Origin of the sequence: Polaromonas glacialis (assembly GCF_000709345.1) — a bacterium.
Lineage (GTDB): Bacteria > Pseudomonadota > Gammaproteobacteria > Burkholderiales > Burkholderiaceae_C > Polaromonas > Polaromonas glacialis.
Window position 1 is genome coordinate 476,208 of record NZ_KL448323.1, and the last position, 24,288, is coordinate 500,495.

26 protein-coding genes are annotated in these 24,288 nt (G+C 57.0%); 11 read left to right on the forward strand and 15 right to left on the reverse strand.

Translation table 11 applies throughout. The annotated features are described in order from the left end of the window. Positions 1 to 172: 172 nt before the first annotated feature. The 6 genes from EC86_RS28475 (at position 173) to EC86_RS0102585 (ending at position 9,413) form a co-directional block, all read left to right on the forward strand. Complete coding sequence (locus EC86_RS28475) at positions 173 to 364, forward strand: hypothetical protein (RefSeq protein WP_156955188.1); 192 nt, start codon at positions 173 to 175, stop codon at positions 362 to 364. Positions 365 to 489: 125 nt separating this feature from the next. Then, a complete protein-coding gene (locus tag EC86_RS0102565) occupies positions 490 to 1,284 on the forward strand; it encodes a hypothetical protein (protein WP_156955190.1) in 795 nt (264 codons plus the stop codon). Positions 1,285 to 1,503: 219 nt separating this feature from the next. Next, positions 1,504 to 1,731, forward strand: a complete 228-nt coding sequence (locus EC86_RS0102570) for a helix-turn-helix domain-containing protein (RefSeq protein WP_029524143.1) — start codon at positions 1,504 to 1,506, stop codon at positions 1,729 to 1,731. Between the two features lie 131 nt (positions 1,732 to 1,862). Further along, on the forward strand, positions 1,863 to 3,776 hold the full coding sequence (locus EC86_RS0102575; protein WP_051675693.1) for a site-specific DNA-methyltransferase: 1,914 nt from the start codon (positions 1,863 to 1,865) through the stop codon (positions 3,774 to 3,776). Then, positions 3,773 to 6,529: a DEAD/DEAH box helicase gene (locus tag EC86_RS0102580; protein ID WP_051675694.1), complete on the forward strand. Its 2,757-nt coding sequence runs from the start codon at positions 3,773 to 3,775 to the stop codon at positions 6,527 to 6,529. Before EC86_RS0102575 ends, EC86_RS0102580 begins: the two co-directional genes overlap by 4 nt. Before the next feature lie 352 nt (positions 6,530 to 6,881). Further along, a complete protein-coding gene (locus EC86_RS0102585; RefSeq protein WP_029524146.1) occupies positions 6,882 to 9,413 on the forward strand; it encodes a DEAD/DEAH box helicase in 2,532 nt (843 codons plus the stop codon). 186 nt (positions 9,414 to 9,599) lie between these two features. Here EC86_RS0102585 and EC86_RS0102590 read toward each other — a convergent pair whose 3' ends face one another. From EC86_RS0102590 to EC86_RS0102640, 10 genes are all read right to left on the reverse strand, one after another. After that, positions 9,600 to 9,941, reverse strand: coding sequence for a hypothetical protein (locus EC86_RS0102590; protein ID WP_029524147.1), 342 nt, complete (start codon positions 9,939 to 9,941; stop codon positions 9,600 to 9,602). 236 nt (positions 9,942 to 10,177) lie between these two features. After that, complete coding sequence (locus tag EC86_RS28480; RefSeq protein WP_156955192.1) at positions 10,178 to 10,663, reverse strand: hypothetical protein; 486 nt, start codon at positions 10,661 to 10,663, stop codon at positions 10,178 to 10,180. After that, positions 10,660 to 11,115, reverse strand: coding sequence for a helix-turn-helix domain-containing protein (locus EC86_RS27450; RefSeq protein WP_198026746.1), 456 nt, complete (start codon positions 11,113 to 11,115; stop codon positions 10,660 to 10,662). Before EC86_RS27450 ends, EC86_RS28480 begins: the two co-directional genes overlap by 4 nt. Next, entirely contained in the window at positions 11,054 to 11,497 is a 444-nt protein-coding gene (locus tag EC86_RS29425) for a hypothetical protein (protein WP_198026747.1), read from the reverse strand. The genes EC86_RS27450 and EC86_RS29425 overlap by 62 nt, the downstream gene beginning before the upstream one ends. 175 nt (positions 11,498 to 11,672) lie before the next feature. Continuing rightward, the gene (locus EC86_RS0102610) at positions 11,673 to 12,521 is read right to left on the reverse strand and encodes a DNA/RNA non-specific endonuclease (protein ID WP_232229761.1); all 849 of its coding nucleotides are present in this window, start codon (positions 12,519 to 12,521) and stop codon (positions 11,673 to 11,675) included. 79 nt (positions 12,522 to 12,600) lie between these two features. Continuing rightward, positions 12,601 to 12,849 carry a hypothetical protein gene (locus EC86_RS0102615; protein ID WP_029524149.1) on the reverse strand — a complete coding sequence of 83 codons (249 nt, stop codon included), beginning with the start codon at positions 12,847 to 12,849 and terminating at the stop codon, positions 12,601 to 12,603. A 44-nt stretch (positions 12,850 to 12,893) separates the two neighbouring features. Further along, entirely contained in the window at positions 12,894 to 13,121 is a 228-nt protein-coding gene (locus tag EC86_RS0102620) for a hypothetical protein (protein ID WP_029524150.1), read from the reverse strand. Between the two features lie 7 nt (positions 13,122 to 13,128). After that, positions 13,129 to 13,434 carry a hypothetical protein gene (locus tag EC86_RS0102625; RefSeq protein WP_156955194.1) on the reverse strand — a complete coding sequence of 102 codons (306 nt, stop codon included), beginning with the start codon at positions 13,432 to 13,434 and terminating at the stop codon, positions 13,129 to 13,131. Between the two features lie 16 nt (positions 13,435 to 13,450). Beyond that, entirely contained in the window at positions 13,451 to 13,870 is a 420-nt protein-coding gene (locus tag EC86_RS28485; RefSeq protein WP_156955196.1) for a hypothetical protein, read from the reverse strand. A 781-nt stretch (positions 13,871 to 14,651) separates the two neighbouring features. Then, positions 14,652 to 15,671 (reverse strand): hypothetical protein, encoded by a 1,020-nt coding sequence (locus EC86_RS0102640; RefSeq protein ID WP_029524153.1) that lies wholly within the window; start codon positions 15,669 to 15,671, stop codon positions 14,652 to 14,654. A 702-nt stretch (positions 15,672 to 16,373) separates the two neighbouring features. On the opposite strand from EC86_RS0102640, the gene EC86_RS0102650 reads away from it, so the two are divergent. From EC86_RS0102650 to EC86_RS0102665, 5 genes are all read left to right on the forward strand, one after another. Next, a complete protein-coding gene (locus EC86_RS0102650; RefSeq protein WP_029524154.1) occupies positions 16,374 to 17,012 on the forward strand; it encodes a TetR/AcrR family transcriptional regulator in 639 nt (212 codons plus the stop codon). Further along, entirely contained in the window at positions 17,009 to 17,437 is a 429-nt protein-coding gene (locus EC86_RS29790) for an efflux RND transporter periplasmic adaptor subunit (RefSeq protein ID WP_232229762.1), read from the forward strand. Before EC86_RS0102650 ends, EC86_RS29790 begins: the two co-directional genes overlap by 4 nt. Before the next feature lie 48 nt (positions 17,438 to 17,485). Continuing rightward, complete coding sequence (locus EC86_RS29795; RefSeq protein WP_232229763.1) at positions 17,486 to 18,100, forward strand: efflux RND transporter periplasmic adaptor subunit; 615 nt, start codon at positions 17,486 to 17,488, stop codon at positions 18,098 to 18,100. 118 nt (positions 18,101 to 18,218) lie between these two features. Beyond that, positions 18,219 to 19,412: an ABC transporter permease gene (locus EC86_RS0102660; protein ID WP_029524155.1), complete on the forward strand. Its 1,194-nt coding sequence runs from the start codon at positions 18,219 to 18,221 to the stop codon at positions 19,410 to 19,412. A gap of 13 nt (positions 19,413 to 19,425) precedes the next feature. Then, positions 19,426 to 20,145, forward strand: a complete 720-nt coding sequence (locus tag EC86_RS0102665) for an ABC transporter ATP-binding protein (RefSeq protein ID WP_029524156.1) — start codon at positions 19,426 to 19,428, stop codon at positions 20,143 to 20,145. A gap of 212 nt (positions 20,146 to 20,357) precedes the next feature. Here the strand turns inward: EC86_RS0102665 and EC86_RS0102670 are convergent, their stop codons facing one another. Genes EC86_RS0102670 through EC86_RS0102690 form a run of 5 tightly spaced genes read right to left on the reverse strand, consistent with a single transcriptional unit; the run spans position 20,358 to position 24,279 of the window. Then, positions 20,358 to 20,738 (reverse strand): rhodanese-like domain-containing protein, encoded by a 381-nt coding sequence (locus tag EC86_RS0102670; protein WP_029524157.1) that lies wholly within the window; start codon positions 20,736 to 20,738, stop codon positions 20,358 to 20,360. Beyond that, positions 20,735 to 21,211, reverse strand: coding sequence for an OsmC family protein (locus EC86_RS0102675; RefSeq protein ID WP_029524158.1), 477 nt, complete (start codon positions 21,209 to 21,211; stop codon positions 20,735 to 20,737). Before EC86_RS0102675 ends, EC86_RS0102670 begins: the two co-directional genes overlap by 4 nt. 21 nt (positions 21,212 to 21,232) lie before the next feature. After that, positions 21,233 to 21,562, reverse strand: coding sequence for a rhodanese-like domain-containing protein (locus tag EC86_RS0102680; protein ID WP_051675697.1), 330 nt, complete (start codon positions 21,560 to 21,562; stop codon positions 21,233 to 21,235). A 37-nt stretch (positions 21,563 to 21,599) separates the two neighbouring features. Beyond that, positions 21,600 to 22,871, reverse strand: a complete 1,272-nt coding sequence (locus EC86_RS0102685; RefSeq protein WP_029524160.1) for an NAD(P)/FAD-dependent oxidoreductase — start codon at positions 22,869 to 22,871, stop codon at positions 21,600 to 21,602. Between the two features lie 37 nt (positions 22,872 to 22,908). Further along, positions 22,909 to 24,279, reverse strand: coding sequence for a TolC family outer membrane protein (locus tag EC86_RS0102690; protein WP_029524161.1), 1,371 nt, complete (start codon positions 24,277 to 24,279; stop codon positions 22,909 to 22,911). Between the last annotated feature and the right edge of the window lie 9 nt (positions 24,280 to 24,288).

Sequence of the window (24,288 nt, forward strand, 5' to 3'; positions counted from 1 at the left end):
ACTGAGCTGATCCCCATTGGAGAGGAGGTCCACCGCTAAAACTTCTGGATTTGCAATCCAAAAGGGGTTCGATTTCCAATCCAACCCTTTGAGATGAGTCGAAAAGACGACTGATCTCCAACTGGTGACGGCAGGGACGCCACGATGGACACCGCCCCTGTTGGAATCAAGGATGACACGGCTGGCCTTGATACCGCCACAAGTTGATTTTACGTGTAGCCCGGTGCCAGCATTGCACAAGGTCAAGGCGGCGCGCAATGCCGTTCAAGGTTTCGCAAGCTTGGATTTGATGGTTTCTCCAAGCTTGGAAAACGATGCAAAAGTTAACATTGAAACTGAAAAACACAAGCTTAAACAGTCATAAAAAGCTATCAAATACATAGCAATCAATGCCTGCCTGTAAAAGGATTGGCTCGATTATTGGGTGGGGCAGCATGGTTTCGCAAGCTTGGGTTTTGATAGTTTCTGAGAAACCTTGCGAAACCATGCTTGGAAAACCCAAGCTTGCGAAACCTTCAAATCCAGCACCAGCGCGGCTTGGCGAGGATTTCGAGGAAAAAGAGCAATCCGTTCAGTGCGTTTTTGCTTAATGATTTCGGTAAATATTTCAGAAAGCAAAGTATGGGCGGATTCAACAGTGGCAGGCACAGCGGCAAAGGCACCCTCAGCGATATGCGGGCGCTCGACGTGCGCCAGTTGCAGCGCGACGGCCAGTTGCGGCCGGGGTATCAGTTCAGTTTGACTTGGACGCGCAACAGCATAAACAGCGCCGGCAAGAGCATCAAGGTGGAGGATGCCAGCATCAGCCTCAAAGTGGTCAGCGACCGCGTGACCCTGAATTACTCGAATTTGCCGCTTGGCGGTGAATGGCAGGCCATGAACTATCCGGTGCGCCTGTCCTGGACGGCTTGCCACTATGGTGGGGAGCGCGTCTGGTGGCTTTGTCCGATGCCGGGCTGTGGGCGACGTGTGGCCGTGCTGTATGGCGGTGCGATGTTTGCGTGCCGGCACTGCCACCAGCGGGCCTACCAAAGTCAGCGGGAAAGCCGGGAAGACCTGGAAGCGCGGCGGATCAATAAGGTGCGCGCCCGGCTGGGCTGGAAGGCGGGCATTTTCAACCCGGCCGGCGGCAAGCCCAAAGGAATGCACTGGGCAACCTACTGGCGGCTGAAGGACAACCATGACACCCAGGCCGAACGGATAGTGGCGGGCATACGGGCGAGCTTTCCAACCCCGGCGCAAAGATGGTCCAAAACTGGACCATCTTTGCGGGCCTGTGGATAACTTTTCTCTGCTGTAGCGCTTAAATTTTGAGCAAATACGGCACGGCCGCAAGTGGTTGATTTTGTTGGATATTCCCTTAAAGCGTAGAAAACTATCCACATTCGTATGTTCTACGACGGGCGTTATGTTAAAAAAGAGTAGATAATTGTATAAAATATACGCTTTAAGGTAAAATTGCAAATATCTGCAAAAATTTAACTTGAGAAAGCGACTTCCAATATGAACCCCGACGAATTCACGCAAGCCCTTGATGCCTTGGGCTGGAAGCAATCCGATTTTTGCCGAAAGGCTGGCCTTGACAAAAACACCCCAAGCCGCTGGGTGAACGGTAAGACGCCGATTCCTGGCTGGGTGCCCAAGCACTTGGCCTTGCTGCTGGACCTGCAGCGGCTGCACACGGCTTATCTAGAGTTGCCCAAGGCCGACAAAGATAGTCATGGCGAGTAAATAGCATCTATTGAACAGCCCAGAACATTGCACATGTGGTCATGTGTGGGCTGTGCCGCGCAAGGTTTGCCTGCAAAGCATTTGCCGTGAGATGAACCGATAAGGTAGGCAACGCCTTCTATGATGCACGCATGGCATTAGCAACTGCGAACTCACTACTGGAGCAATTCCAGAACCTTAACGCCCCGCAACTACGCCGCCTTCTGGTGGAGCACCTGACAAAGCAAAAACTCGGACTTTATTGGGAATCTAACGCTATTGAACGCGATTCGGCTCTCAATGCCAATGTCGTCCTGCCCCGGCTGATGCCTGATTTCAGCCACACGCCAGCGGGCACCAGCCAGCACCGCAACCTGATCATCGAGGGCGACAACTTTGACAGCCTGCGCCTGCTGCGTGCCACCCATGCGGGAAAGGTACGGGTGATTTACATTGACCCGCCCTATAACACCGGCAACAAAGACTGGGTTTACAACGACAAGTTTGTTGGCGCCAATGACCGCTGGCGGCATAGCCAGTGGCTTGAATTTTTGCACCAGCGCCTGACGCTGGCGCGTGAACTGTTGACCAGCGACGGCGTGATTTTGGTATCCATCAATGATGAGAACCGCGACCGGCTAGGACTGCTGATGGACGAGGTTTTTCCAGGGCGGCGACTAGGATCCATTACTTGGCGGACACGGCAGGGTTCCAATGCCGACCAATCTTGTTTTCTGAGCGTTGACCATGAGCATGTACTGGTTTATGGCAATTCCGGCTTTAGTTTCAACGGGTTTGACAAAAGCTATGAGATGTACAGCAACCTGGACAATGATCCACGTGGTGACTGGCGCACAAGCGATTTGACACTTGGCTTTTCATATAAAGAGCGTCCCAATCTTTATTACCCGCTGCAGGACGCCACATCTGGGATTTGGTACCCGCCAAACCCAGATCGGATTTGGGTGTATGCGAGTGAGGCAAGACTCAAAGCTGGTCAGACCGTGCAAGCCAAGACTATGGAAGAGTTTGCACGCATAGGGCAAATTCTTTACCCAAAAGATCAGAAGGTCGTAACCTGGAAAACGATGGATGAGCTATTAATTGCCATCGACGCAGGTGACGTACCGCGTTCGGGTAAGTCACCCATTCTGCGGCGTGATTTACCGAATTTGGAATTTTGGGTAGGCAAACCGGTCGGTTTTGGTCGGCCAGCATTTAAGCGCTACAAGGCAGATTTACGTAATCAAACTCAGCCCTTGAGCAGTTGGATCGTGCCGTCGTTTGAAGAAGGCACCTATGAGGCAGAAAACAGCTTTGTATCCGCCACCAACCAGGAAGGTGCGCGACAAGTGGCTGCAGTGTTTGGCGACAGGGCATTTAACTACGCCAAGCCCAGTTCCCTAATTAAAGGGTTGCTTTCGCAAGCCACAAAGCCGAACGACATCGTGCTCGATTTCTTTGCCGGGTCGGGAACAACCGCATATTCGTTGCTTGAACTCAACGCCGAGGACGGTGGTCAGCGCCGTTTCATTCTCTGCTCCAGCACCGAAGCCACCAGCAAAGAGCCCGACAAGAATCTTTGCCGGGACGTGTGCGCTGAACGCCTGCGTCGTGTCATGGCTGGCTATGGCGGCAAGCAGGGCTATACCTCTGAGCAAGGGGGTGAATTCGCTTACCTGCAGCTCGACAAAATCGAAGCCGCCGATGTGGCATTTGAGGCCACGCCAGAGCATGCCGCTGTTCTGCTGTCCATGCGAGAAGCCGCTTCAGTGCCTGTTGACGCTGCAGCCGCAATACAAATCATTGGTAAATATGGCGACTGGCTGACGGTGCTTTGTCCGCAAGCCACGACAGACACGCTTGAAGCCTTGGCCGCGTTACTGGCCGAGCACGGCATGGCCCGCCTAGCGGTGTTTTGCCCCCGGCCGAAGGCGCTAGCCGCACTGCTGGCCGAACGCGGCATTGAAGCCAATACCTATTCCATTACCGATGCCCTGCTGAAGGGCCAAGTCATTGGCAAAACCACGCGCAACACAGCCGGGATCGACGGGACTGCAGCATGAACACCCTCAAGAACAATATGCCAGGGATACCCCCCATAGTCACGCCGATGCCCATCATTCAGATGGCGGCGCAGAGCACGGCAGTGCAGCCAGAGCGCTTTCAAACTGACTTGATCAGCGGCATGACGCGCGCCTTGTTGCGCACACCATCGCCGCCATGCCTATTGCGTGCGCCTACCGGGTCTGGCAAGACTTTTGTCATCAGTCAGGTACTGGAACGGGTCAGCGAAGAGCGCAATGTGCTTTGGTTTTGGTTTGTGCCGTTTGTGACGCTGGTGCAGCAAACCGAGGACGCCTTGCGCGCCAATTCCCCGAGTCTGGCTCCGTGCGGACTGAACGCCGGGCGAAACCAAGAAGCCCATGGCGGTATGGTGCTGCTGTCCACCGCGCAAGGGGTGGCCCGTGCGCAGTCGCGCACCAAGGGCTATGACGCAGACGGCGACGACGACACCCGTACACTGGCCGCATTTTTGGCCCGCGCCCGTGTGCAGGGCTTGCAAATTGGGCTGGTGGTGGACGAGGCCCACATTGCCTTGGACAAAGGCACTGAGTTTGGCAAATTTGCACATTGGCTCAAGGCCGATTACTTGGTGATGGCCACGGCCACGCCCAAGGACGAGCGGCTCAATGAATTTTTGACGAATGCAGGCTATAACGCGCAGGTGAGCTTTGCCGTCAGCCGTGATGAGGTGGTGAAGGCCCGCCTGAACAAGAAATACATCGAAGCCGTGGTGTACAGCCTAGGCAACACCATGGCCCACATCACGGACCTGAGGCGCACGGTGCTGAGGCAAAGCTGGCGGCGCAACCTGAAAATAAAGCGAGATTTGGTCACAGCGGGCATTAACTTGACCCCGTTGCTATTGGTGCAGGTGGCCAATGGCGACAAGACCGTGGATGAAGCCGCAGATGACCTGATGCGTCTGTGCGGCGTGCCACCTGAAGCCATTGGACGGCATTCGTCTGATGAGCCAGACCCGGTTCTGATGGCCAGCATTGCCAACGACAGCAGCAAGCAGGTACTGATTTTCAAACAGTCAGCCGGAACGGGGTTTGACGCCCCACGCGCTTTCGTGCTGGCCAGCACCAAGCCTGTGAACGACGCCGACTTTGCCATGCAGTTCATTGGTCGGGTGATGCGGGTGGCGCGCCCGGTACGCGATGCATTCAGCAAGCCCAAGGATATTCCAGCCGACTTGAACACCGCCTATGTTTACTTGGGCAATGCGCAGGCACAAGCGGGGTTTGAATCAGCGGTGAAAGCCAGTACTGAAGTAAAAGATCAGCTTGAAGGCCAAACCGAAAAGCTGGAAACACGGCAAACCGTTTCGGGAGCAGTGGTCTACAGCAATCGACCAACTGATCAGGAACCCGTAGCGTTTGACATGCAGGAGCCTGACCGGCTGGAGGTAACGCTAAAGACGCTTGCCGAAGTTGCAGTTATAGCCATAGAGCCCCAAGCATCGTTGTTTGTTGAGGCCCACACCGTTCCTTACGATATGTCGGGCGGTCTGAATGGTGCGCTCGATGAAGTGGTGCCAGCCTCAACTGCCAACCCGCGCATGCGACGCACAGACCCGAAAACTAGAGAAGAACTCATGGCCGAGTTGGACCGGCGCGGATTGCGCGCTTATCCGCTCAAACACAACTTGGCCAAACTAGAACGCAGCCTAAAAACAGAAGAAAAGCCCGAACTGGACGATATGTCAGAGATTTCGCGGGCGGTCGCATCGCGGCTGGTTATTTCTGAAGGATTACGCGCAACAGCCGTCAAAGCCGCCCTGAACCGCATCAAGGAAATTGAACGCCATACTGAGTTGACGACTGGCGAGGGTTATACCGAAGAAATTCAGGTTTTCACCGACCGCAGCGCCCTGGCGCGCGAGGCGATGGCTGCATTGCGAGCATTGCCGCAAGCAGAGGAAGAGGATTACAAGCTTATTGTGCAGGTACTAGCCAGCCGTTTGCGCCGTTCGGTTGACGATGAAATCGAAAACTTGCCAATTGAGACACAACCCACCGAGGCCGAGCGAGCCCGGCTTGCGCGTGATGCAGCGCATTGGGTTGTGCGCAGAAGTTCTCAGGAGTTGCGCGAAGCCATATTCAGCGAGATTGCGGCACGCGCCAAAATGGTTGATGCCAAGCCGCTGCCTGACATGATGATTTTCCCCAGAAAAATTGCTCTGGAGTTGTCTGCCAAAAACATTTATGGCGTGCTGCCACCGTCCCGCGAAGATGGCGAGAAAGTATCGACTGTGATGATGGTGGACGACCGCATGTGGTTGGCCGACAAGACCTATGCCTTTGAAGGTGTGGAGTTCAGCCAGGGCCAGTATGACGGGACATGGTTTGGCAATAACCTGGAAAACGCGTTTTCACGGGCATTGGACAGGACAGATTACGTGGTTTGGTGGCACCGCAATCCGCGTAACAAGCCTTACGCAGTGCGAGTGGTTCGCGCTGAGCATGACAACTATTTCTATCCTGATTTCGTTGTGTGTATTCGGCATAATCCAGCCGACGAGCCTCTATTGCGTTTACTGGAAACCAAAGATGACACCAAAAATGCATCTGGAAAATCCAAACATTCTCCGGCAAGCTATGGAAAAGTCTTATTTTTGACTCCTGATGGCAATCGCATGCGCTGGGTAAATGATGATGGCAGTATGGGGGCGGTGGTGGATTTTGACGATATGCAAAGTGCTCTGGAGATGCTGGCTGCCACTCGGCCGGGTGTAGTGATAAAAATTTGATGCCAAACATCTAGAGCATAAACAATCAGATCGCGACTGATTTCTAGACTGGACCTAGGCCGAACACTATCTATTTTCGGGTTTTAGAGTGGCTATCATTTGCATTCGCACTATTGGTGGCTACAGTCGGCCGCAATTGCATTTCGACGAGGGTTGCTCATCGGCCATGGAGTGCTTTACAGAAACCTCAGTTAAAAAAGCGCGACACTGCCATACCAGGATATCGAGTTCAGGATTGGCTCCAAAAATTAGCGTGCATTTTTACGTCCAAAGTAGTGAATGTTGCGAAAACCATTGACCCGCAGCACACGATACCTCTTGGCCCATTAAACAGTTTCAAAGAGGATTTCAATTGGTTGATTTCAAAAAACGTCTTGCGGGGCAACACCTTACGCGCATCACCGACCCGATAAAGCTGTATGAGACCCTTGATAGGGCGCACGATAAAGGTCCGCTGAGGCCTTCTCAAGAATCCGTGTTAACAGCTTGGAACGACGGAGGCCGTGCCGCTAAAGACGTAATTGTCAAACTCCACACGGGACAAGGTAAGACACTGGTGGGTCTGCTTATGCTACAAGCTCGACTGAACGAAGGTAAAGGTCCAGCGGTCTACCTTTGCCCGAATAACTTCCTGATCGACCAGACCGCAGAGCAAGCTAAACAGTTCGGGGTTGCGACCTGCTTGGCTGACCCTGATTTGCCAGAAGCGTTCTTGAATAGCGAACGGATCCTTATCACCTCCGTTCAAAAGCTCTTTAACGGACTGACGAAGTTCGGCCTTAACAGAAGGTCCACATCTGTTGGCACTTTATTGATGGACGATGCCCATGCTTGCGCCGACGCAATACGGGAAAGCTGCCAGATTCGCATTCCAAATTCCGACCCAGCATATTTGGCAATCCGCACGCTTTTTGCAGCCGAACTGGAGCAGCAGGGTATCGGTACGTATGCGGACATCTTGAATGCCAAAAGAGAGGCACTTTTACCCGTGCCTTACTGGGCATGGCTGGATCGCGAAACCGACATAGCTGCCATCCTTTCTGCAGCCTCTGATCGCAACTCGGTGAAGTTTGCATGGCCATTACTGCGAAACATGCTGCGGCACTGTCAGTGCGTGGTGTCTGGAACCGCGATAGAGATCGAGCCCCACATCGCACCGTTGCAAGCATTCGGAAGCTACTGGGAATGTCCGCACCGAATCTTCATGTCTGCCACGGTGACTGATGACGCTTTCCTAATTAAAGGATTGCAGTTGCCGCCCAAGACCATTCTCGAACCCCTGGTTTACGAGAAGGAGCGTTGGTCTGGCGAGAAGATGGTGTTGCTGCCTTCGCTTATCGATGAAAGCCTCGACCGGTCAAAGCTGGTCGCCTATTTCGCGCCAGTAAATCCTAAGCGACGCTCAGGAGTCGTCGCGCTAGGAACGTCCTTTTTGCGCACAGGTGACTGGAAATTGCATGGAGCAAAGGTAGCTGATACGGACAGCGTGTGGAAGGACATCGCCGCACTGAAGGCCGGGAAGTACGACACATCCCTCATGTTAGTGAATCGGTACGACGGAATTGATCTACCGGACGATTCTTGCCGGATCCTGATGTTTGATGGAAAGCCTTTCTCAGAGAGCCTGCTGGACCTTTATCAAGAGGCGTGTCGGCCTGATAGCAACGCTACGCTCATGCGCGCGGTGAGGACGGTAGAACAGGGGATGGGACGTAGTGTTCGGGGTGAAAAAGACTATTCGGCAATTGTCGTTTTGGGAGCCGATCTCGCGCGGCTGCTTCGCGATCACCACTCTAGAAGTTACTTGTCATCCCAAATGGCTACGCAAATTGAGATCGGGATGGAAATTGCCGCGATGGCGAAAAGTGAGATCGAGGATGGTGTGGAGCCTCTTGCTGCGTTCCTTGCCCTGATTGGGCAGTGCTTGAACCGTGACGACGGTTGGAAGGCCTTCTACAGCGAGCAGATGGAGAATGTAAAGCCGAAGGGCTCGAACAGGGAAATCCTGGACCTTTATTCGGCTGAACTTGAGGCCGAGGAACTCTACAATTGCGGCGACTACGCCAAGGCTGCTGCAAGGCTGCAGACACTATTGGATCAAGCCAAGACGATGACCACCGACGATGTGGGATGGTATTTGCAGATGATGGCGCGCTTCAACTATCCCGGTAACCGCGCCGAGTCACAGCGACTTCAACTCGCAGCCCACAACAAGAATCGCATGCTAATGCGTCCACCGCAGGGAATGATTGTTGCAAGGCTGAATGGAATCAGTCAGGGGCGCGTCGAACGCATTGCGGAGTGGATTGCTCAACATGGGGACTATGCGCAGCTTGACGTTGCGCTTTCGGACGTTCTCGGCCGACTTGTGTTTGGGGTAAAGGCCGATAAGTTCGAGCGTGCGTTGGACGAACTCAGCCGCGCATTGGGATATGTTGGTGAGCGGCCCGACAAGGAGTGGAAGGAGGGCCCCGACAACATTTGGGCATTGGACGCTACCAACTTCATCGTTTGGGAATCTAAGAATGAAGTCGATCTTGATCGCGCCGAGATAAGCAAGTACGAGACAGACCAGATGAATAGTTCAGCAGCGTGGTTTGAAAAACACTACCCAGGTACCACGCCAAAGTACATCGTAGTCCATCCTGCCAGCGTCGTAAGCAGTGCCTCTGCCTTTCGTTTTCCTGTCGGCATCATGCGAGAAAAAGAACTAACGAGATTTGTCCGCGTGATTCGAGGATTCTTTAAGTCTTTCCAGGCAATCGACTTTAATGACCTTTCCCTTACGCACATTCAGAACTTGCTCTTTCAGCACAGCCTCGACACGGACAACTTGATGAGTGTGGATGCGTTTGTTAAAAAACCCCGAGATCTCAAGGCTTAGTCAAGGGTTACCTGACAATGCTGTGCCAGAACGGGTCAACTTGGCCGCCTAATTTTTAAGAAGTCCTTCTATTGGATACGCAGGGCATGAATCTTATTTTGGCTGATGCTGTACTTGGTAAATGCTGGGCGTCCTAATTGTAGAGATAAGGTGGCCCGCGCTATCGGGATCGTTAAATCGGTGGCATTACTCAATGTCCAGCATTGCAAACCACTGTGCGTAGGGCGTATTGCGCACCATGCGCCGGTTGTAGTCGGGCGCGCCATCACGCCACCAGGGTGGCCCGCGCTCGCCCAGGCTGTGCTTGGCCACCTCGACAGCTTGGCGGGCCAGCCTTTCGGCGTCAGCGTCTTTGCTGCGCAGTGCTTTCCCCACTTCCCGGCGTGCCCGCATCAGGTCCGCGACGAGTTGGGCACGCTCTTCCCCGGGCAGTTCGGGATTGGCCATGCGCCAGAGCCGGCCGCGCACCACGAAGTAGCGGCGGTCAGGCGTGACTGGATGGGGCGGGGGTAGAGAGGTTGGCGCCATGGTTGCATGGATGGCTTGGGACGGGCGTGAAAAAGCCCGCTTGGGGCGGGCTGATGCTTGACTTACTTTTTACCGGGGGGAGCGTTCCCCCTGCGTGGTCCAGAAGGATGCCCAGGTTCTTTACTGGGCCAGTTGGGATTCGTCGGGTCGCTTGACTTCAATTTCCGCATAGAGCCTCCTTGCAAAAGCATCATGCTAGACGAGAACGAAAGCTTTTATCAAAAAATCTCTTTGCTTTAGCACTCGACTGGTTGCGTAATTGCGGGCGAGCTGATTTTTAGCTTGAAAGATTCAAGGGTTCCTAACTCCGTATCTACCCAAACTTTAAATGATTTTGTAGTTTCGTTAAGTTGAATAGGTCCAACTAGTAATATAAAACTCATTATATATGTGGGTGAATCTAATTCTTGAGGATCAACACACGACGTCAGATGTTCGCTTATTTCTTTGGCCGCAACTTCAAGTTCATTTTTTGGAATTTCAATAGATGCTAAGGCCTCAGCTACATCATCCCTTTGAATACGCACCTTTAATTGTTGAAAAGGTTGCAAGATTGGAGTGCCAACGGTCACGTAAACTGCCAAGCGCGAGAGAATGGCAGGTAGTTGTGGCATAACAAGTTCCATTCCGTAGACACCCATAAAGGAAGGTTTGTTACCTACTTCATGTCGTATGTCATCGCACCAGATCGCGTTAACCCAACGTTGTTTGATAAGTCTCATTTTTTGCCAGAATTTGCTGCTTCGCGCAGTGCCGCTACAACTTGGTCGAGTGAAACACCTAAGGCCTTAGCCATTGCATCTGCAAGGAAAACGCCCGGTTCGTGGCGACCAGATTCATAGCGAGAAACGTGCGGTTGTCCAATTTTGAGCATCACTGCAAATTGGTTTTGGGATAGGCCAGCCTGCATGCGCAGGGTCGCCAAGGAAACAACACCTGGGTAAAAATTCTCTACTACCCATTCGCCTTGCGCGGCTATTGCATCGCGAGTTAGCTTATCTTGTTGTTCAATATATTCATCAATATCAAATTCATCTTGTACTCCAGTTTGGCGCAAATCGTCCTGGCGAAGGTTATAAGTGTGTGGCGCTTCAGGGCTAGTGGGGACAACTTCAGTGGATGTCGTATGTGCGTTGTAGGCTTGCACATATGCGCCTCCTAATGTTGTCTTCATGGTCGTCATAATCAAAATTCTCCCGTTTTACTATTGCCATCACTACGAACCGCGCTTCATTACGCAGGTACAAGTAAATAATTCGGTACTTAAGGCCTTGATCTTCTAACTCCCACGACTTTAAGCGCCATAGATCTTTGCCTTGTTTCCATACATCGAACCATTTGCTCACAGAAAGCTCTTCAGTTCTTTTTTCGCCAAATCCATGATCAAGCAGTTTTTCAGCCAATTTGCAATCAGCTCGAAGCTGTCGAATTAACGCTGCAATCTTGGCGTAAGCAATTGGATCCGCTATTTTGATAGCAGATAAGTCCTCTTTTACATCATTGTGTAGGCTTAGTGGAGAAGTGTATATCAATTTTGGTATTGCTTTTATTGCCACTTTGGCTGAATGGTTGTAAATTTTCTACACAACAATTGTCGTCAATTTCTTGCAAATCGGCCTTGTCTTATTGCTTTTTATGAAAAATTCGTGACTTATCAATGCTTTATTTATCAATGACGGTATAAGGCAAAGACTGGTTTTTGGGTTTTTTATTTGTCAAGTCCTTTCCACCTCAATCATCTCGAGGCATCACCGGCAAGTACTCCACTCCCGTCCGTTGCGCCAGCTCGCGGTAGCTGATGGGTGGCCCAGCCTTCGTGCTGTCCGCATTGGCCTGCCAGTGCGCCCAGGCGCGCCCCGTCTGCGCGTCATAGACCAGTTTGAAGAGGTGGCTGGGCACGCGCACATGGTTTGCGCCGATAGTGCCGCTGCTGGCGCCGAACACCGGCCCGGTGATGACGAACACATCACCCTTGGCCCTGAGCGCATACAGCCGGGTGTCCTTCTCGATCTTGGCCCATGCGCCTGAATTGTGTTTGCCCACTTGCGGGACCATATTTGCCAAGCTGAAGCTCTGCGCCATGGCCGCTGGCGTAGGCATGTCACCGGCTGGCGCCATGTGGCCCTTGGTGTAGTTTGAACCCTTGTAGTCAGCCAACTCGGCACGCTCGGCCGTGGGCAAGCGCGCATCTGCGAAAAACCTGTCCGTTCGCTTTTCGTCGGCATCCAGGATGCTTTGCCGGTTGAGCCTTTGAGCCACGAACACAGGGGTGCGCGTTTCGCCGCTGTGCAGAATGGCAAAGGCTTCGTAGCACAAGTCGCGCTGCTTGGGCGCTGCCGGGACTGCAGGTGCAATGCCTTGGGCGAAGAACTGAGGGCATGCCTTGAACCGTGTCTCCTGCTGCGCTTGCGGACCTGCGGGCAGGGTAGGCGAGCCTGGGCTGGCGGTGAACGGCTGGAAGCTGCAGCTTGTAGCCTGGAGACCGACCACTACGGCTGCAACCAGGGCGAGGCCCATGCGACGGACCAGCACAGGGAAGGTTTTAGCGCGCGTGAGCTTGCGCGATGTGGTTCTTGTCATTCGGGAGAGGTGTCGTTAGGACGAGTAGGGCGTGCGCCACCGGGGCGCTACGCCGTAGAAAGTGGATCAATCGACCAGATCAGTCCTTCATACCGTCTTTTCCGGTGTAGGGGTTTGTATTGCCCTTTTGGGTGTAGTTGTCGGTCTTGGTACTGTTGGGGTTCGTGGCGTGGCTCGGCGCCACGTAGGTGCCGCTTTTAGTGGTGTAGCCACTCACGGAATGGCTGCTTGAGTTAACGTGGCCGCTGCCGCTTGAATGCCCGCCGCCTTTGGCAAAGGCGCCAATGGACAGGGTGCAGGCTGCTATCAAAAGAATAATCGTCTTCATTATTTTTTTCCTCCATTTTTCCCACGGGCCGCGTGGGTGCGGTTTTAAGCAAGTGGGGCGCGCTTCACGCCCTGGAAAAACCCGTCAACGATCCAGCATGTGACCTTGTGGCCGATGTACAAGGGAATAAGAAAAGCGATTAAGGCAAGGCCAAAGCCCCATTCTCTGGATGCGTTCAGAAACAAAAACACAAATCCGAAAATTCCGCAGCCAAAAGCGAAAAATCCCCATATGGCCGCACTCAAGCGGCGAAGTCCTTGGTTCCAGTTCATGCGAAGCCTAAATGCACTTGAACAAGATCTCTGAGCGGGGATAGTTCCCGAGGATGTACGGCGGCTGCGTCTCCTGGCTTGAGACGAGTTCAAACTTTTTGCCTTGGCTCGTACATTGCGCCAAGCCTTCGGTGATGATTTCAGCCTTCAGGTTGCCCAAGCCAGGAAAGCCGGTGGCCTGCTGCTTGGCAATCATGTAATTGCCCTGACCCATTGGAATGATGCCGGTGTGGCTCGCGCAGCTGGCCAAAAGCATTGGTGCCGCAGTCATCAAGATGATCAGGTTTTTCATGTTTTCTTTTTGGATTTCCATGGGCAGGGATGCGTGGTTATTTCCTGATTGCCAACGCATCGAAAATTCGGCCGCTGTCATCAACGCAGATTCCGCCGCCACCGCCCTGGCCGGTCATCTCGCAGCGCAGTCCCTTCCCGCTGGTGCATGACAGTATGGCTTTGATCGTGACATCACCAGATGTCGCAACGGTTGTAAGTGCGCTAGACACTTTTCCCTTGCTATTGGCCAAATAGGTATTGGCAAACCCAAATGATTCGTTGGATGCTACCCTGGCGACAGGGCCGGTACATACATCATCACCTTCCATCTTGATGGTCATGGTGCCAGTGCCATTGCCAGGCCCTGCCATTTCACCTGTGTAAAACTTGCCTGAGTCGCGGGGCATCAAGGTGACATTGAAGGCGCAGCCGGATACCAGCAACATTGCTGCAGCCGTGAAGATGAGTTTTTTCATGTGTTCTTATTTTTGGTTTTCCACGGGCCGCGTGGGCGCGGTTTTGGGCGTCAACACCCGCTGTAGTTCTTCCGCCCACTGGCTGTGAGGATGTACGTGCCGCCGCGCTGCCCTACGTAGCGGGCGGTGCGCGCTGTCCTGTGTAGGACCTAGTGCTTGTTGGTGCAGCGTAGGCTGGTTGAGCTAATGCACCAGATAAGGAAGCGCTGCCAGACCGGTTTGCCGCTCTCAGGCATTCCATTCGCTTATTGAACCGCTCCATCTGGTTGCATGCCTCAAGCAAGATGGGAGGGACTTGCGTATGCACAGCGATGCGTGTTAGCGCAAGGCTGAGGTTGATGATCCATCCCTTCATAGTAGGCTCTCTTAAACGATTCAACCGCACCAGGACAGGCAGGCCAGAAACTTTACGGCTAAATGTTACTTTGCGTAACTTACACGATGCTGAGGGTTGGCTGTGACGTTTGACTGCTGCGCCAAGTTCAATCTTGCGGCGCTACCGGCAAGAACTCCAGTCCCGTCCGCTGAACCAGTTCACGGTAGCTGAACAGTGGCCTGGATCCGTGCTGTCCGAATTGACCTGCCAGTGCGCCCAGGCGCCTCCCGTCTGTGCGTCATAGACCAGCTTGTAGGGATGGCTGAGGACGCGCAATCGGTTAGCGCCAAACATGGTGCCGTTTGCATCGAACACCGGACCTGTGATGACAAACAAATAGAAAGAAAGAAGCTTGTTTAAGCAAACTACGACGTGAGCTGCACTGCCACAAAAACAATTGAGATTTCAAGGAGCGTAAATAAATACTGGATCAAAGGATTGATTTGAAAGTGTTACCTTGTCACCTGACTTGAAACCCCATCCTTCGACATGCCCTACTTCGACAATACGACCCGGGGCAATTTGCAAATCACGGGCAAAAACTTGAGCGGCCCTGGATACTTCCAACCTAACGGTAATCGGCAGAGCAGCCTGAACTTGGATAACTGCAGTACTTCCAAATGCAGCATGGCGAAAGCTAACCTTTACGGGCAAATGCCGTGCTTGCTGCTGCTGTTGTGCAATCAGGCCCTGTTTTTCCGTATGCTCCCTCTGGGCAATAAAACGTGCTTCAGCAAGTTCGGCCTCTTTTTGCTTGAGCATCTGGGCATTGTCAACTTGCGCTTGTTCGGCTTCGGCATCCTTGATTTCAAGCTGGCGTACGGTATCGATCTTTTGAAGCAAGGCAATTTGTTGTGCCTTGATATCAGAGAACCATTTGCCGGCGTTTTCGCTCTCAACAGCCGCGTCAGAAAACTCTGACCTAATCTGTCCCTTAAATTTCGGCTCAATGTCAGTCTTGAAGTCAGTGGTCACCCACTTGTCCACAAGCTTTTTAGCTTTGAATGACCCATACCATTCCACGGCCGTACCTGCAGGACTAGCCTGAGCTAAAAATATTGGCTTGCCCGTGCTCGACTTTATGGCCTCATCCATTTTTTCACGAGCAGCAGCGCTCAAGTTTTGAGCCTCTTTTGGAATTTTGTCAAATAACGAGATATCGGCACCTGCAGCACTGGAAACTGTTGCAAAGTCAGCATTCACAAATAGCGGCTGAGTAAGCTTCAGATGTGATTTGAACTTAACGAGCACATCATCACCATCGCTTGAAATGTCAGACTGTGTTTGATCAACAACGACAACCGCTTTTATGTTTTCAGATATATTTTCTGTCAGCGCGGCATCCACATCGGCAGTGGATGGCTTTGGGGCGCACGCAACACACAGGAAAAGTATTGCAATCAGCGCGATGAGCTTATTTTTCACTGAGGTCTCCAGAGCGTCATCAAGCAGGAGTTGCTTGTCAGGACGTGATCCAGACTATAAAGCCAGCTCAACAATAAACTTTGCTTGTACCGGTGCAGAAAAGCTGTATTGCTGGCTACATGAGCCACAAAACAAACTTTTCGCATAAGCAACCGGCCAAAACTTCGGCCCGTTGACCATCTATCTAGTTTTGACAAGACGTTGTGGTGTCTTTGCTGCCTATGCGCGGCAAGACTCAGGGGGCAAGCCGGGGCAATTCCTAAAATTGCCTGTCCAGTGCAAGGGCACGGATTTGGAATCTGACCCCTGCGCCATGCTGATGCTGATGCACAACAGCCTGATTTTTTTTAAGTGACCGTGACAGTGGCTGAGCTTGTGCTGTAGAGCATCTGTAAAGATAGAAAAAGGGGGTAGCAAACACCAAACCGGGGAACAAACCGGGGAACGAAATGGCTTTTTGAAAAGTAGAACCTATAATCCATGCGGGTTTCCAGCCATCTTTAGAGAGGTTTCACACGACCATTAGTTCTGACAGAGGCCGCTAACGACATACAGTTAGCGGCCTTTTTCATTGGTAAATCAGTATCTTACGTTGCAACGACGTACAAAGCGCGACATTGACAGGTCGTGAGGACCACTGCGTCGCTCGCACAAAATCGGAGTCAGCCCTACAACTCAAGTAATTAATTACTTGAGTTTCTCATGGAAAACCCCTTAAAGAGCGTCAAGCAGCCCACGGAAATCCGTCAGGCTGCTCTGGTGGAGGCGGCCTTAAGGCTGGCGGCGCAGCGCAGCCCGCCAGACATCACTACCGGTGACTTGGCGCAGGCTGTGGGTATCACGCAAGGCGCAGTGTTCCGCCATTTTTCCAGCAAGGAGGCCGTTTGGCTGGCGGTGCTGGATTGGACCGCAGACACGCTGATGCGTCGGCTTCAGGCGGCCGCTGACGCTGAGTTGGCCAAACCGGACAAGCTCGCTTCGCTGGCTGCGCTGCAGGCGGTATTCATGGCGCATGTGGATTTTGTGGTCGCCCATCCCGGCGTTCCACGGGTGATTTTTCAGGAACTGCAGCACGCGCAGGACACGGCGCTCAAGGCCCGCGTTCGCGGCCTGATGCAGCGGTACCGGAGATTGCTCATGGGTGTGCTGGAGCATGCGAATGAGCAGCGCCTGCTGGCGCCAGGCACTGACCAAGAGGCCGCTGCGGTGCTGTTTGTCGGTGCGGTGCAGGGCCTAGTGATGCAGTCGCTGATCAGCGGCGAGGTGCGCGCCATGGCCCAACAGGCGCCTGGCGCATTCAAGATTTATGTGCGCGGACTCACCTTGAGAGAAACCCCATGAAGCGCAACCCGCTGCTAATCCGACGCCTGGCCCTGGGCGGACTGGCGCTGTTGCTGGTGGGGGCATTGGCTTTTGTGGCCCTGCGAACCAGCCCGCTGGCGCCAACACGGGTCACCGTCACGCGACTGCAGGAAGGGCGGCTGAGCCCGGCCCTCTTTGGCATCGGTACGGTGGAAGCCCGGCGCGGCTGGATGGTCGGCCCCACGGTGGCGGGCCGGGTGCTGAGCGTGAAGGTGGACGTGGGCGATGCGGTCAAGGCCGGGCAGCTGCTTGCCGAAATGGATCCCGTGGATCTGGACCAGCGCCTGAGCGCCCTCGACGCTTCGCTTGCCCGCGCGGGCAGCACGCAGGCCGCCGCGCAAGCGCAGGTCCGCGATGCCACGGCACGGCGCGAACTGGCCACGATGAACGCCAGACGCAACTAGGACCTGGCCGCGCAAAACTTCATCAGCGCCAGCGCACTGGAAGCCCGAATGCAGGAAAAGGCCTCGGCCGATGCCGGGCTGCAGGCGGCGCAAGCCAATCTGGCGGGCGCGGGCCAGGATGTCGCCCGACAGCGGGCAGAGCGTGCTGCGCTGGCGCAGCAACGCGGCAACGTGCGCCTGCAGGCGCCGGCCGACGGCGTGGTGACCGGCCGCGACGCCGAAGCTGGCAGCACCGTGGTGGCTGGCCAGCCGGTGCTGCGCCTGATCGACCCGGCCAGCCTGTGGGTCAGGCTGCGCTTGGACCAGGGCCGCTCGGCCGGACTGGCGCCCGGCCTGTCCGCGCACATCGTGCTGCGCTCCCAGCCGCGTACGCCGCTGGCCGGCCAGGTCGCGCGGGTCGAACTGCTGGCCGACAGCGTGACCGAGGAACGCATTGCGCAGGTGGCGTTGACGCCGCTGGTGGAACTTCCGGGGCTTCGGTCGGTGAACTGGCCGAAGTCACGCTGCAACTGCACGAAACCCCCACCTCGCTGCTGCTGCCCAACGCCAGCATCCAGCGCCAGCAGGGTCAGACCGGCGTCTGGCGGCTGGACGGCGGCAAGCCGGTCTTTTCGCCGGTGCAGCTGGGCGCGCACAGCCTGGATGGCCAGGTGCAGGTGCTGAACGGCGTGAAAGCCGGTGACGAGGTCGTTGTCTACAGCCAGAAAGCCCTAAGCGTAAGCGCCGGCGCCCGCGTGCAGGTGGTCGATGCGCTGGTCAAAGCGCCGGCCGGAGCCACCCCGTGATCAGCCTGGCCGGGCGCGACATTGCCCACAGCTGGGGCAAGTTCGTGCTGACCGGCCTGGGCCTGGGCTTGCTGATCGGCGTGACGCTGACGATGGCTGGCGTCTACCGCGGCATGGTCGATGACGCGCAGGCGCTGCTCACCAACAGCCGGGCCGACCTGTGGGTGGTGCAAAAGGACACGCAGGGGCCCTACGCTGAATCATCCAGCCTGAAGGACGACGTGGTGCGCAGCGTGCGCGGCATGGCGGGCGTGGCGCAGGCCGCCAACGTGACCTACTTCACCATGCAGGTGGGCAACGACGATGGCGGCGAAACGCGTGCCATGGTGGTCGGCATCGAGCCCGATGGACCCGGCGCACCGAGCTACCTGGTGGCGGGCCGCCAGCTCACGCGCAGCCACTACGAGGCGGTGGCCGATGTCAAGGCCGGTTTTACGCTGGGCCAGCGCATCCGCATCCGCCGCCACGACTACCGCGTGGTCGGGCTGACGCAGCGCATGGTGTCGTCCGGCGGCGACCCGATGGTCTTCATTGCGCTCAAGGACGCGCAGGAAGCGCAGTTTTTGAAAGACAACGACGCCATCGTCAACGACCGTAGCCGAACCGCCAATAACCCGGCCTTCAACCGCCCCGGCGTGCCCGCCCTGCTGGACGCGGTGCAGGCGCTGCAAACCAGCAGCCGCAATGTGAACGCGGTGCTGGTGCAGCTGCAGCCCGGTTTTGAAGCTGAACAGGTGGCCGAACCGATTCGCCGCTGGAAGCACCTGGCGGTGTTCACGCGCGCGGGCATGGAAGAAATTTTGGTAGCCAAGCTGATCGCCACGTCGGCCAAACAGATCGGCATGTTCCTGGCGATCCTGGCGGTGGTCAGCGCCGCCATCGTGGCCTTCATCATCTACACCATGACGCTGGGCAAGATCCGCGAGATCGCCGTGCTCAAGCTGATTGGCACGCGCAACCGCACCATTGCCGGCATGATCTTGCAGCAGGCATTGGGCCTGGGGCTGATAGGTTTTGTGGTCGGCAAGGTGGCCGCCACGGTCTGGGCGCCCATCTTTCCAAAATTCGTGCTGCTGCTGACGCAGGATGCCCTGACCGGGCTGGCCGCCACGCTGCTGATCTGCGCGCTGGCCAGCACGCTGGCGATTCGCGCCGCGCTCAACGTTGATCCGGCCACCGCCATCGGATGACTCGAATGAACCCATGACACCAGCCCCAAGCCCCGGCGGCATCCTGATTGAAGGCTTGCGCAAGGTCTACGGCCACGGCGACACCGCCGTCGAGGCGCTCAAAAACGTCAACATGACAGTCGGCCCCGGCGAAGTGGTGGGGCTGGTCGGCCCGTCGGGCTCGGGCAAAAGCACGCTGCTCAAGTGCCTGGGCGCCATCATCGAGCCCACGGCGGGCCGCATGACGCTGGGAAACGAGCTGATCTACGACAACGGCTGGACCACTTCCGACCTGCGCGCGCTGCGGCGCGACCGCATCGGCTTCGTGTTCCAGGCGCCGTACCTGATTCCGTTTCTGGACGTGACCGACAACGTCGCCCTGCTGCCCATGCTGGCCGGCGTGCCCAACGCCGAGGCCAGGCGCCGCGCGCTGGAACTCTTGAGCGCGCTGGACGTGGCCCACCGCGCCAGGGCTGAGCCGTCTCAGCTGTCGGGCGGCGAGCAGCAGCGCGTGTCGATTGCGCGCGCGTTGGCGAATCGCCCGCCGGTGATTCTGGCCGATGAACCCACCGCGCCGCTGGACAGTGAGCGTGCGCTGGCCGTGATGCGCATCCTGAACCAGATGGCCCGGCAGGCGCAAACCGCCATCATCGTGGTGACGCACGACGAAAAGATCATTCCCACCTTCAAGCGGATTTATCACATCCGCGACGGCCAGACGTTCGAGGAAGCCGGCGAGGGGCGCAGCCTCTGAAAACGACTCTCACCAGTCGGGGGGATTCAACAATACCGAAGGGGCGCCGCTGGGAAAGGCGCACCGCAGACTCGCCGGGTTTTTACGTTTTTCTGCATAAAAACAGTCGTTTGCGCAATAGCTGTGGGCGTAAGTAGCTATCTAATTCATAGCATTAAGAAGGTTCTATCCGTACGGCAGAGCCCCGCTGAGTGCGCTTTTGCGCAAGCGGCTTATTCAAACGACGGCGGCTGCGGCCTGACCACCGGCTTGCCGGCTGCCAACCAGGCGTCAAAGCCGCCGGCCAGGGACTGCACGTTCAGATAACCCATCTCATGCAGCGCGGCGGCGCTCAGTGCGGCGCGTCCGCTGGTCTTGCAATACAGCACGATCTTGAGGTCGCGCGGCTGCAGCGCGGGGTTGCTGCTGAACTTGAACTCCAGCATGCCGCGCGAAATATGGATTGCGCCGTTCAGGTGACCAGCGGCGTATTCGTCGGCCTCGCGCACATCGAGCAGCAAGTCGGCTTCCCGGATGGCCTGATCGGCGTCGGCAATGGCGATTTCCTGCACCCGGGTTTTGGCGGCGGCAACGAGGTCGTGGGCGGTTTTCATGGCGTTTCCTGAGGGTTGAGCGGGTCTTGTCGCAGCTGCATTCCGGTGCTGTCAAACACCTGCAGTGTGACGGGAATGCCCTGGCTGATGCTTTGGGTGACGGTGCAGTAGGCTTCAAATTGCGTCAGCACACGATCGAGATGCTCCAGCTGGGCGGCGGGCACGCCCAGGCGCAGGGTCGCAGTCATCTGCAGCACGCGCAGGCGGTTGTCGGTATTGCGGCCGACTTCGGCCTGCACGGTGCAGCGCAGCGGCTCGGGCGCCTGCTTGAACTTGCGCAGCGCAAACAGCAGCGAGTCGCTCAGGCAGTTGCCCACGGCGGCGCACAGCAGTTGCACGGGCGAGGGGCCCTGGCCCGTTCCCAGCGGCACCGGCTCGTCGCTGGTGAGAACGGGGATGGCGTCGGCGAAGTGGATGTCAAAGCGGTAGTCGTGCTGTTGTATCAGCTCGACAGTGACGGAGTTCTCGCTCATGGGGGTTTCTTCTTTCCGGGGTCAAGCCCGTTCGATGGGTCGGTTGAGTTTCAGTGCCACGGCGCCGACCGAACCGCCATTGATCACCTGCCGGTAGCCGAGTTGCTGCATCAGCCGGCAGGCGCCGCCCGAGCGGCCACCCGACAGGCAGTACATCATCACGGGCATGCTTTTGTCGGGCGCCACGCGCCCGATCTCTTGCTCAAAGCGGTCCAGGGGCAGATTGATCGCGCCCTGCACATGGCCCGAGGCATATTCGCCTGGCGAGCGCACATCGATGACAAGGGTGTTGCCGGGCAAGGGGGCGCTGGCCGGTTCTGCGGGGCCGCTTATTCTGGAAAACCAGTTCATAGGCTTCTTTCAGGAACAAAAAAATCAGGCTTCAAGTTCATCGCTCCAGCCGCTCGATGCCCAGCGCCTTGAGCAGGTATTTTTCATAGATCGGCTCGGAGGTGCCGCTCTTCATCTTGTAGAGAAAATATTTCTCGAAGCCGACCTTGGCCACATGCACCCACTTGCCCTTTTTGAACCAGTTGACATTGCGTGGCGGGATTTGCGGCAGCGCCACGAAGGCCGCGCCGGTGTCGCCCATGTCGGCCAGGCAGATGGCGTTCCAGCTGGCCTTGGCCGTGGCGCTCTGGCCAGCCAGGTCGGCGGCGATGTTATGAACGATGGCAGTCACCATGGTCTCGATCATGTAACCGGTCTTGGGCGCACCGGTCGGCACGGGAGTGACTTCGACCGGCGGAATCGCCACGCACACGCCGGCCGAGAAGATGTTGCGGTATTTCTTGCTGCGCTGGTATTCGTCGATCAGCACAAAGCCGCGCGGGTTGCACAGTCCTTCGACGGCGGCCACCGGGTCCACGCCCTTGAAGGCCGGCAGCATCATGCTGAATTTGAAGGGCAGTTCGTGCTCTTTTTTGATTTGGCCGCTGTCGTCCATTTCGCTCACGAACATCTTGCCGGCTTCGACCTTGGTGACTTTGGCGTTGGTGATCCACTTGATGTCGTTGTTGCGGAACTCGCTCTCCAGCATCGACTTGCTGTCGCCCACGCCGCCCAGGCCCATGTGGCCGACATAGGGCTCGGGGCTGATGTAGGTGATGGGTACTTTGTTGCGCAGCTTGCGGCGCTGCAAGTCCTTGTTGAAGATGAACGAGAACTCGTAGGCCGGACCAAAGCACGAAGCGCCCGGCATGGCGCCGATGATGGCCGGCCCCGGTGCCTTCAGGAACTCCTGATAGTCGGCCCAGGTCTTTTCGGCATGGTCGATGGTGCAGATCGAATGCGTGTGGCCCGCCGGGCCGGAGCCGGGCACCTCGTCAAACGATAGCTTGGGGCCGGTGGTGATGATCAGGTAGTCATAGTCCAGGCGGCTGCCGTCGTTCAGCTCCAGCGCGTTGTGCTCGGCGTCAATGCGCTTGACCGGCTGGGCAACAAAGCCGATGCCTTTTTTCTCCAGGTGCGGCCGGATCGGGAAGGTGATGGCCTCGCGCTGGCGCCAGCCCACCGCCACCCACGGGTTGGACGGCACGAACTGGAAATAGTCCACCGCGTTGACGACGGTGATCTGGTGCTGCGCGCCGAGTTGCTCTCGCAACTCGTAAGCCGCCGGCATGCCGCCGGTGCCGGCGCCGATGATGATGATGTGGGCCATGGCTTGTCTCCTCTGGGGGTTTGAAAAGGGAACGGGTTCAGTGCTGGAGCAGCGCGTTCACGGTCTGTAGCCGTGTTTCGTCGAGCTGTCCGGCCAGCGCCTGCAGGCGCAAGCGGTTGTGCAGCACCTCGATGCGGGCCTGCAGCAGCGCCAGGTCTGCGGCGCTGGCATCGTTTTCGGCATTGAGCAAATCCAGCGTGGTGCGGTCGCCCACCTGCCGGCCGAGCCGGGTGGCGTCGAGCCGGGCCTGGCTGGCCGTTACGGCTTCGGCCAGGGCGCTCAGCCGGGCCTGTCCGGTTTGCAGCCCTAGCCAGGCGGCGCGGGTTTGCTGGCTGGTTTGCTGGCCGGCCTGTTCGACTTCGGCTCTAGCCTTGTCTTCGTGCCGCAGGGCTTCGTCCAGCTTGGCGCTGCGCATGCCGCCGGTGTACAGCGGCACGTTGAGCTGCAGGCCAATCATCTGCTGGCGCGAGGTGTTGCTGGCCGCGCCGAAGTCGCCGCTGCCGCTCAGGCGCTCTCGGCCGGCCTGCGCCACCAGGTCCAGCGTGGGCGCCGCCAGGGCGCTGTGCTTGCGGGTTTCCTGGCGGGCGGCGTCGGCGTTGGCCCGCTGCAGGCGCAGCAGCGGGTTGTTTTCCTGCGCCAGGGCCAGCCACTGCGCCAGCGGCGGCAGGTCGGCTGGCGCGACTTCGCCGGCGGGCGCCATCACCTGCAGCGCATCGGGCGGCAGGCCGGTGGCATCAAGCAGAATGGTCTGGGCCAGTACCAGCTCGCTTTGGGCGGCCAGCACCTGCGCCTGCAGGCCGAGCGCCCGGGCCGAGGCCTCGTGGGTGTCGGTGACGGGCGCATCGCCCAGTTCAAACCGGTCCTTGGCTTCGGTAAAGGCCCGGTCCACGGCCGCCTGCTGCTGTCGCAGCAAGGCCAGCTTGCGCTCGGCCAGCACCACGTCGAAATAGCGCTGGCTGGTCGCAAGCATCAAGTCCTGCTGCGCCGCCTGCCATTGCAGGCTGGCCGAGTCGGCGCCGATTTCCAGCTGCTGGCGCTGGGCGCTGCGCTCGGGGTTGTAGAGCGGCTGGCGCGCCGTCATGGCCCAGCGGGTGGAATTGCCGTTGTTGACCGACGTGTCAAACGACACGCCGCTGGACTGGCCAAAGCCGGGCGCGGCAAACTGCGCGCCGCTGGTGGCGCTGTTGGCGCTCACGCGGCCGGCGCCGGCGCTGAGCATCACGTTGGGCCGCCACAGCGAAGCCGCCTGCGCGCGGCGGGTTTCTCCGGCGGCGCGGGCGGCATCGGCCACGGCGGCTTGCGGGTCATGCTGGCGCGCCGCCTGCCAGGCCTGCATCAGGTCGGTGGCCTGGGCTGAAAAAGCGCACAGCGCCAGGGCGGCCGCGGCCAGCAGGTGGGTTTGCTTCATGGCGTACCT

What these genes read in the sequence shown, in the direction of transcription:
- EC86_RS28475 (WP_156955188.1), top strand. Translation starts at nt 173, where the DNA reads ATGACACGGCTGGCCTTGATACCGCCACAAGTTGATTTTACGTGTAGC.
- EC86_RS0102570 (WP_029524143.1), top strand. Translation starts at nt 1,504, where the DNA reads ATGAACCCCGACGAATTCACGCAAGCCCTTGATGCCTTGGGCTGGAAG.
- EC86_RS0102575 (WP_051675693.1), top strand. Translation starts at nt 1,863, where the DNA reads ATGGCATTAGCAACTGCGAACTCACTACTGGAGCAATTCCAGAACCTT.
- EC86_RS0102580 (WP_051675694.1), top strand. Translation starts at nt 3,773, where the DNA reads ATGAACACCCTCAAGAACAATATGCCAGGGATACCCCCCATAGTCACG.
- EC86_RS0102590 (WP_029524147.1), bottom strand. Translation starts at nt 9,941, where the DNA reads ATGGCGCCAACCTCTCTACCCCCGCCCCATCCAGTCACGCCTGACCGC.
- EC86_RS28480 (WP_156955192.1), bottom strand. Translation starts at nt 10,663, where the DNA reads ATGAGACTTATCAAACAACGTTGGGTTAACGCGATCTGGTGCGATGAC.
- EC86_RS27450 (WP_198026746.1), bottom strand. Translation starts at nt 11,115, where the DNA reads ATGAAGACAACATTAGGAGGCGCATATGTGCAAGCCTACAACGCACAT.
- EC86_RS0102610 (WP_232229761.1), bottom strand. Translation starts at nt 12,521, where the DNA reads ATGACAAGAACCACATCGCGCAAGCTCACGCGCGCTAAAACCTTCCCT.
- EC86_RS0102615 (WP_029524149.1), bottom strand. Translation starts at nt 12,849, where the DNA reads ATGAAGACGATTATTCTTTTGATAGCAGCCTGCACCCTGTCCATTGGC.
- EC86_RS0102620 (WP_029524150.1), bottom strand. Translation starts at nt 13,121, where the DNA reads ATGAACTGGAACCAAGGACTTCGCCGCTTGAGTGCGGCCATATGGGGA.
- EC86_RS0102625 (WP_156955194.1), bottom strand. Translation starts at nt 13,434, where the DNA reads ATGGAAATCCAAAAAGAAAACATGAAAAACCTGATCATCTTGATGACT.
- EC86_RS28485 (WP_156955196.1), bottom strand. Translation starts at nt 13,870, where the DNA reads ATGAAAAAACTCATCTTCACGGCTGCAGCAATGTTGCTGGTATCCGGC.
- EC86_RS0102650 (WP_029524154.1), top strand. Translation starts at nt 16,374, where the DNA reads ATGGAAAACCCCTTAAAGAGCGTCAAGCAGCCCACGGAAATCCGTCAG.
- EC86_RS29790 (WP_232229762.1), top strand. Translation starts at nt 17,009, where the DNA reads ATGAAGCGCAACCCGCTGCTAATCCGACGCCTGGCCCTGGGCGGACTG.
- EC86_RS29795 (WP_232229763.1), top strand. Translation starts at nt 17,486, where the DNA reads ATGCAGGAAAAGGCCTCGGCCGATGCCGGGCTGCAGGCGGCGCAAGCC.
- EC86_RS0102665 (WP_029524156.1), top strand. Translation starts at nt 19,426, where the DNA reads ATGACACCAGCCCCAAGCCCCGGCGGCATCCTGATTGAAGGCTTGCGC.
- EC86_RS0102670 (WP_029524157.1), bottom strand. Translation starts at nt 20,738, where the DNA reads ATGAAAACCGCCCACGACCTCGTTGCCGCCGCCAAAACCCGGGTGCAG.
- EC86_RS0102675 (WP_029524158.1), bottom strand. Translation starts at nt 21,211, where the DNA reads ATGAGCGAGAACTCCGTCACTGTCGAGCTGATACAACAGCACGACTAC.
- EC86_RS0102680 (WP_051675697.1), bottom strand. Translation starts at nt 21,562, where the DNA reads ATGAACTGGTTTTCCAGAATAAGCGGCCCCGCAGAACCGGCCAGCGCC.
- EC86_RS0102685 (WP_029524160.1), bottom strand. Translation starts at nt 22,871, where the DNA reads ATGGCCCACATCATCATCATCGGCGCCGGCACCGGCGGCATGCCGGCG.
- EC86_RS0102690 (WP_029524161.1), bottom strand. Translation starts at nt 24,279, where the DNA reads ATGAAGCAAACCCACCTGCTGGCCGCGGCCGCCCTGGCGCTGTGCGCT.